This window comes from Nitrospinaceae bacterium, assembly GCA_018669005.1.
Lineage (GTDB): Bacteria > UBA8248 > UBA8248 > UBA8248 > UBA8248 > UBA8248.
In genome coordinates, this window is record JABJAL010000082.1 from 1 (window position 1) to 7,700 (window position 7,700).

The following is a 7,700-nucleotide window of genomic DNA, read 5'->3' on the forward strand; positions in this document are numbered from 1 at the left end:
CGGCAGATCTCTTGTGTGCCGCTACGTCCGTGGTGTGTATCGGATACATCGCCTTCAACTACGAATACGTCATAAACCGTGAAGGCCTGGCGAGCCCGGTTTCGCCGACGGAATACTGGTTGGGGGTGCTCACCTTTTTCTTCCTGCTCGACGCCGTTCGTCGTGCGGCTGGCTGGCCCCTCGCGGCGGTCACGCTGACAGCAATCCTCTATGCCATGCTGGGAGCCTACATGCCGGGGATGCTGGCCCACCGGGGCTGGAGCATGAGTCACTTAATCGCCTACTTGTACTTCGACCAGGAGGGAATCTTCGGCATCCCGCTCGGGATATCGGCCACCTACGCCGCTCTGTATATTCTTTTCGGAGCGTTTCTCAACATCACCGGCGCCGGGCAGTTTTTCATCGATCTGGCATGCTCGCTTGCGGGCAAGAGCCACGGCGGCCCGGCGAAGATCGCTGTGTTGTCTAGCGCATTTTTCGGATCCATGTCCGGCACCCCGGTGGCAAACGTTTACGGAACGGGCGCTTTCACAATTCCGATGATGATCCGCCTTGGCTACCAACGTCACTTCGCGGCCGCAGTGGAAGCCGCCGCCTCCAGCGGAGGTGCGCTCATGCCACCGGTAATGGGCGCGGCCGTTTTTCTCATGGCTGACATCACGGGTATTCCCTATGTCAACATTGCCTTTGCTGCCATCATCCCGGCGGTACTTTACTTCCTTTCGGTGGGACTCATGGTCCACTTCGAAGCGATGCGTTTGGGATTGACCGGTCTTCCAGAAGAAGAGGTCCCTTCCCTACGCCAGAGCCTGCGCAACATCCATCTGATCATTCCCCTCGTGGGTCTGGTCTATGTCTTGGTGTCGGGATTCACGGCCTTTCGCGCCGCATTCATAGCCATTCTCCTTTGCATCGGAGTGAGCTTTGTCCGAAAGGAAACGCGCCTCACCCCGAGGGGGGCCTGGGAGGCGCTTCGAAAGGGCGGACAGGATGTCATTCTCATCGCGACGGCAACCGCAGCCTCTGGAATCATAATCGGAGTGGTGGCCCTCACGGGTTTCGCCCTGCGGTTCACCTCATTGGTTCTTTCGCTCTCCGAGGTGACGTTGATCTTTCCGCTGATGCTGACAATGGCCGCCTGCCTGATCCTTGGTGTGGGGATGCCCTCGGCGGCCTCCTATATTATCGTCGCCGCGCTGGCCGTTCCGGCACTCATCGATTTGGGAGTGGACACTCTTTCCGCACATTTGTTCGCATACTATTTCGCCGTCCTAGCCAACGTGACCCCCCCGGTCTGCATGGCGGCTTATGCCGCAGCAAGCGTTGCCGGCGCGCCCATGCTCCGAACCGGTGTCACCGCCTCGAAGCTTGCCCTCACCGGTTTTCTGGTTCCGTATATGTTCGTCTATGGGCCCGCGCTTCTATTGAAGGGTGAACTCATAGAAATTATCTGGTCCATTATCACCGCCCTTGTCGGCATTTTCTCTCTGTCCGCATCTCTTGAGGGGTGGTGGCTACACCGGGCAAACATGGCGGAGCGCATTCTTCTCATGGGCGCCGCGTTTTCACTTATCAAGCCTGGCCTCTGGAGCGACGTGCTAGGATTCGTGATGTTCGCAATCGTCCTGGCATGGCAGTTGACCACTCGACAGAAAAATCAAGGGACACCTGTTCGCACCTAGATCTTCACATCATCTTTCCGAATTCTTTTGATTACCCCAAACACAGGGTTAATTACACTCCTTGTTCATAGTCGCAGATAATCGGGTATTTCAGGAGCAGCGCCCAAAAAGCCCCGCTTACGGCAAGAAATAGGGACAAGAAAAATCAGAGAGAAATTTTGATGACTTAAAAGTGGCGGTGGGCGGAGTCTGGTGCGAACCCTTCTCCGCTAAATTCCCTGTTTTAACGGGAAAAATACAGGGAAATGGCTATTGCCTAGGGCCCCACCTCCGCAAAGTTAACAATTTGCAACCCACAGTATTCAGCTGTGATGAGTTTTCGGGAGGGACAGGCTTGAGGTGAGTTCCTCTAGGTCTATTCACCCTCCGCCGCTTGCCTTCGCCGTTAATTTGCCCCTTACAGAAATGTCTAAAGTCCGGCCAGTTCCAGCACCCGCTCCACGTTGGAAGGATCCGGCTTCAACGTGCCGGCGTCGATTTGCTTCACCACCTCAACGATGGCCGCGCCTACAGGCGTAGGGACACCCACCTCTCGGCCCCGCTGCACGGTGTAGCCATTCATGTATTCAATCTCTGTATGTCGGCCTTTGACCACATCCTGCGCCATGGACGAGCGCCAGTCGGCTGCGCCGGACCGGGGATGAAACTTGGCCTCCAACTCCTCAAATACGGCGCGGTCGTCGGCATTGGCCCACTTCGAGGCCTCTTCACCACTCACGGGCGCGATGTTAACGTGCAGAGCCAGACCGACTTGGCAGGTTTCCTTGGCGATGTGCACCTGTATCAGGCGGGCTCGATGATCCTGCGCGATCACCTGCGATCCCTGGCCGGTCATGGCGCCTACGGGATTGCCCACAGAATTTGTGGTGAGCTTGGACCAGCGCTCCCCCCAGATATTGGACGTGGCGTGAGAACCATCGATGCAACTCAGCATGTCGGCTATCTCCTCAACTCGAGGCGTGATCTGACCATGTAGCTCACCAACGCGGAAGACATCGTGTCCCCGGTCCCGCCCCGGCTGGCCGCCCCGATTGACATGGGCTGGCTCCCAAAGCGCCACGTTAATGCTGGACATGACGCAGCCCACCTGGCGATCGAAGCCCACAATGGAAGCGGTTAAACGATCATTCATACAGTTCTGGCTGTTGACCACCACACCGGTCGGCGACAAGAACCTCTTGATGAAATGGCTGGACCACTCCGTGTCGTAAGACTTCGTGGCCAGGAAGATGATGTCGAATGGCTCAGTGATATTGATGGCGTCAGTCATATGTATTGCCCGCACCGGAACCGTGAAAGGCCCTTGAGAACCCGAGACGCTCAGCCCCTTCTCGTTCAGGGTGTCGACATTTTGCCCCCACATGTCGATCAGCGTGATGTCGTAGCCCTCGCGGGTCAAAAACGCGCCGAGATAACTGCCTGCCGCACCGGCACCGAATATAGCAATGCGTTTACTCATGTATCCTCTCCTCATCTCTTTCCTGGCTAACATACCCCAATTGATCAAGCATGTTCAGTGTGACTTTGCACCGTCATGTCTAATTCAAGAGTCCTACCGTAGAATGCTGCCTGTGTATGGCGAATTACTAATTCACCAAGCAAAAGTTCATGACAACGATTATGCCATGCTGACCACAAATCTTGTGATTCGAATAAGTCTTTCATTTCATTTGGAATCAAATTTTTGCGGAGTACACCGTAAATTAAAGCATTACAGGTATTCCAAGCTGAAACAGGAACAGGGAATTGAATAGAATTATCAGAGAAATAGAATCGAGCGAATCCTTACCTTATATAGGCCATATACGTTGTCCCACACTGGGAGAGCCTGGACCGTGTGTGAGATATTTAATAATTCGTCCCGTCCAGGCCGTTTCGTCCAAGGCAAGTACTTCCTGATCTTTTTCAAAATTCATCTCACGCTCCTCGAAAGATGTGAACTCGTAGAGAACGGAGTGTTTGCCCCACCCGGAAACGGAAAGGAGCTTGCGTGCGGCGATACAACCCTCAATCCGCGTCATATTGGGAAGGCGATACTGGACATACCACGCACCGAGGTCCTCCTCGTCTTCAGGTGTATCGGCATTAAATGCGCCCATCTGAATGACAGGACCTGGAGCGGTATCGGGTGGACGCCTTGAGAAAGCTGGTCCATTGACCCGAGTCTGTTCGTGAAATACTGATGTGCGAAGACCTTGGCGTAAACTAACCATCTCAAAGGTTTCCTTGTCCCACCTCTCGGATATTTGTGGCAAATTCGGGTCGAAAAAAATATCGGTGTTGAGAGCGCCAATCATCATCAAATAACCAGTCCCTCGACCGACCTTAGGATCATCCACATAGCGAACCACGGACTCCTGTACTTTCTTCATGCCTTCGCCTCCACCGGTCAACTTATAGTGCCCCGCCCACAAAAACCCAGGCCGGGCGAGAATCTGAGGCAAATGTTCTTCATGAAGCCACTGTATGTACTCTTCCTCCCTTGTCTCCGGAAGGTCATACCAAAAAGCACGGATACCTAAGTCCATCATGGTTTCTCTATATGGATGAATAAATGAGATAGAATCGCCTAACTCCCCGAAGCATCCTCTTAGCTTCAGGGAGGCCAAAAACAAGTTTCCCCTATAGAAACAAAAATTACCCTATAGAAAATTTTTGTACAATAGTTCGTGGTATCTTAAAGGTCCTTAGCTATACACCCGTGCTCCGCAATAACTCCATCCCCTGAAAATTCAATGCTTTTAAAATTTGATAAAAATCCCATTCAAACAGGAAATTAAGACTCGAACGTGTATTCGGATAGGATGGGCCGGTAACTTCCTTTACATACACAGCATTTCAGCGACTGCCAACGAGTTGGCAAATGGCCTCGAGAGTGCCATTAATACAATTTAAAAGAAGATATATAAAAATCTTTAAATTCTTAACTAATTTGGTATTTCCAAAGCACCGGGGAACATTTTTTCCATTCTCTACCCAAGGAGGTTTCCATGGTTGAATCTGGCCCCCTGCCCGAAGGCACCGTCCGCTTCCCACACAAACTCATCCACGAATTCATCACCTCCGCCTTTCGCTCCCTCGATGTTCCCCAGGCAGATGCAAGGCTGATGGCAGATGTTCTCGTCAGCGCCGATATCCGCGGTATCCGGAGCCACGGATGCGGCCGCCTGGTAGCCTTCATGAACCGGTTGGAGAAAGGCGTCATTAACAAAAGCCCACAGATGGAGGTTCGCTTCGGGAGCGATGTTACGGGTACGCTCGATGCCGATAACGGTTTGGGCCCCGTGGCCGCGGACCGGGCGATGGAGGAAGCGCTTGAGCGGGCCGGGAGGCACGGCGCCGGATTTATGGCTGTCTGCAATTGCAGCCACCTCGGCTACGTCGGCTACTGGGCGAAAAAAGCGATGGAGCGCGGCTTCATCGGCATCAGCATGACAAACGGCGGCGGAGTGGTGATTCCCACCTTCGGCATTGAGCCCGTTTTGGGGACCAACCCGATGAGCGTCGCCTTCCCCGGCGGGCCCGATGGGCACAGCTTCCACCTCGACATGGCCACCTCCACTGTCGCCAGGGGAAAGGTGGAGACGACTCTCCGGGAGGGAACACCCCTGCCCAGTGGATGGATCTCCGAAGCTTTCGGGCCGCCCCACTTGGATGAAAACAGTATTCTCTCATTCGACACCCCGCTTCTTCCGCTGGGCGGCGAGGGCGATGAAACGGGCGGCCACAAAGGGTACGGACTCTCCCTCATGGTGGAGCTGTTTTGCAGCGTGCTTGCGGGGTCCAACCTGCAGGACCGGATCAACGCGAAGAAGGGAAATGCGCCTCCGGGCACCGGTCATTTCATGGGAGCGTTGAAAGTGGAGGGTTTCCGAGATTCCACTCTCGTCTTTGGTCAGATAGCCCAGATTTTCGACACCATCCGAAATTCGGAAAAGGCGTCCGGGCGCAACCGCATTTTTATTCATGGAGAGCCCGAAGCCATCGCGGAGGAAGAAAACCGGCGGCTGGGCATCCCTCTCACCCCTGCCGTGTTGGAACAGGTCCGCGGGATAAACGAGCGATTCCAGCTCGGATTCAAACTGTGAGGAATCCGTCGGTATAGGGAATACACAAGGAATTTTTTGTTTTGATGGCACACAGCTTTTTTGCAGAGCGCAGATTTTGGAAATTTTGATGCAAAAGGAGGCAATTCGATGCGCAAGGAAGTTTTCTATTACAGCGATGGCTTCAAGATATCCGCCTATCTCTACCCACCGAATGACTGGAAGGAGGGAGATCCTCCCCGGCCCGCCGTCATCTGTATTACGGGCTATAGCGGCCGCAAGGATTTGGCCACAATCGACGTACCCGAACGCCTAGCGGAGGAGGGCTACTTCACTCTGGCGCCTGACTACCGGGGTTTCGGCCACGCCGAAGGCTTGAAGGGGCGGCACCGCCCTCTGGAGCAGGCGCAGGATACTTACGATGGCATCACCTTCCTGGAGACGGTGGAAGGGGTGGACCCAGATCGTATTGGAATTTATGGCACCAGCTATGGAGGTGCCCACGCCATATGGGTGGCGGCCTTCGACGAGCGGGTGAAGGTGGCGGTTTCCGCAGTGGGTGTAGGTAACGGAGACAAGTGGCTACGATCAGTATTTTCCGCCTACGAGTGGATCAAACTCAAGGAGAAGGTGCGGGTGGCCGCGCGCGAGCGGGTCTTGACCGGCAAGCGAACCATGGTGCCCCGGACCTATCTGTGCCCGGACGACCCGGACAAACCAAAGCCTAAGCTGATCGAGGAAGTCCACGGCATTGCGGAGGTCAACGAATACGACTTGGAGAGCGCCGAGGCACTGTTCCGCTACCGGCCCGAGTGGGTGGCCGGGCGCATCTCCCCACGGCCAGTGCTGTTCATCTGCGGGGAGGACGATGTCATGGTGCCGGCCGAGGATGGTCCCCTGGCTGTCTATGCCGCGTGCGGAGAGCCCAAGAAGCTCGTGCGCATCCCCCACGGCCGCCACAACGACATCTACAAAGTGGTCAATCCAGAGTGCTTCGAAAAATGTGTAAAGGAAACCATCGCCTGGTTCGGACAGTACCTGTGAGTTAAAAGTTCTCCGTCCGCTCCAGAGTAGCTAAGAAATATCTGAGATCGCATGGGTGCCAAGCATTATCGACCAGAGCCAGGAGATGAGCCCTCATGGCTCACCTTCATCGGCCACATGAAGGATAGTCTTTGGAGTGTTGCCCTCTTCCGGTGCGAATCCATTTTTCTTAAGACCCACTGGGTACTGGTTATAATGGACCAGTTCACAAGGCACATTATCGTCTTTGGTGAGCATGCTGGTGATGTCGATGGCCCTGCCCTATGCCGGATGTTCAATAAGGCTGCGATCGGTAAAGGCGTGCCCCGCTATCTCAGCTCTGATCATGATCCCTTATTCCGCTATCATCGGGGAGGGCCAATCTGCGGATACGAGAGATCGAGGAAATCAAAACCGTTCCCCATGTGCCGATATCCCATCCCTTTACCGAGCGACTTGTCGGCACAATCAGACGCGAATACCTTGACGAGTTTCTTTTCTGGAACGGGCATGATCTTGAACAGAAGCTGGAGGAGTTTCAGGATTACTACAACGCCCACCGGGTCCACCAAGCACTAAACCTGAAAACACCTACTGAAGCCGCCGGGAAAGAATTGCCTACCCCTGCGAATTTAGAAAATTATGCGTGGAATTCACATTGCAGGAGACTGTTCCAGACACCTGTTGCCGCTTGATTAGGAATTCGCCATGAACAACCCGAATTAAAGAATGAATTTGAGGAACTGGAAATTTATGTGTGGCACAAGAGCCGAGATTCTCTGGGCTCCGTTATTTTTTAATCCCATGTTTATTTATCAAGCTCTTTAAATTACTATCAACCGTCCAAGCCATAGGAATTTTTTTATCGAAACCTGAAGTCGAACGGGGTGAAAATCATGAGCAAGAAGATAGCTGTGCTGGGATGTGGGGCAATTGGAAGCAGCGTGAG

The 7,700-nt window shown here is 54.0% G+C and carries 6 protein-coding genes; 4 read left to right on the top strand and 2 right to left on the bottom strand.

What is annotated here, in order from left to right; all coding sequences use genetic code 11:
• Positions 1 to 1,682, top strand: a 1,682-nt coding sequence (locus HOJ95_13240) for a TRAP transporter fused permease subunit (protein MBT6395663.1), incomplete at its 5' end; no start/stop codon positions are given.
• 409 nt (positions 1,683 to 2,091) lie between these two features.
• Here the strand turns inward: HOJ95_13240 and HOJ95_13245 are convergent.
• Both HOJ95_13245 and HOJ95_13250 read right to left on the bottom strand, forming a co-directional pair.
• Positions 2,092 to 3,141, bottom strand: coding sequence for a 2-dehydropantoate 2-reductase (locus HOJ95_13245; protein MBT6395664.1), 1,050 nt, complete (start codon positions 3,139 to 3,141; stop codon positions 2,092 to 2,094).
• Positions 3,142 to 3,472: 331 nt separating this feature from the next.
• Positions 3,473 to 4,054: a hypothetical protein gene (locus tag HOJ95_13250; protein ID MBT6395665.1), complete on the bottom strand. Its 582-nt coding sequence runs from the start codon at positions 4,052 to 4,054 to the stop codon at positions 3,473 to 3,475.
• 618 nt (positions 4,055 to 4,672) lie between these two features.
• On the opposite strand from HOJ95_13250, the gene HOJ95_13255 reads away from it, so the two are divergent.
• From HOJ95_13255 to HOJ95_13265, 3 genes are all read left to right on the top strand, one after another.
• A complete protein-coding gene (locus tag HOJ95_13255; protein ID MBT6395666.1) occupies positions 4,673 to 5,770 on the top strand; it encodes an Ldh family oxidoreductase in 1,098 nt (365 codons plus the stop codon).
• Positions 5,771 to 5,878: 108 nt separating this feature from the next.
• A complete protein-coding gene (locus HOJ95_13260; protein MBT6395667.1) occupies positions 5,879 to 6,772 on the top strand; it encodes an alpha/beta fold hydrolase in 894 nt (297 codons plus the stop codon).
• A gap of 404 nt (positions 6,773 to 7,176) precedes the next feature.
• Positions 7,177 to 7,446 (top strand): transposase, encoded by a 270-nt coding sequence (locus HOJ95_13265; GenBank protein MBT6395668.1) that lies wholly within the window; start codon positions 7,177 to 7,179, stop codon positions 7,444 to 7,446.
• Positions 7,447 to 7,700: the final 254 nt, after the last annotated feature.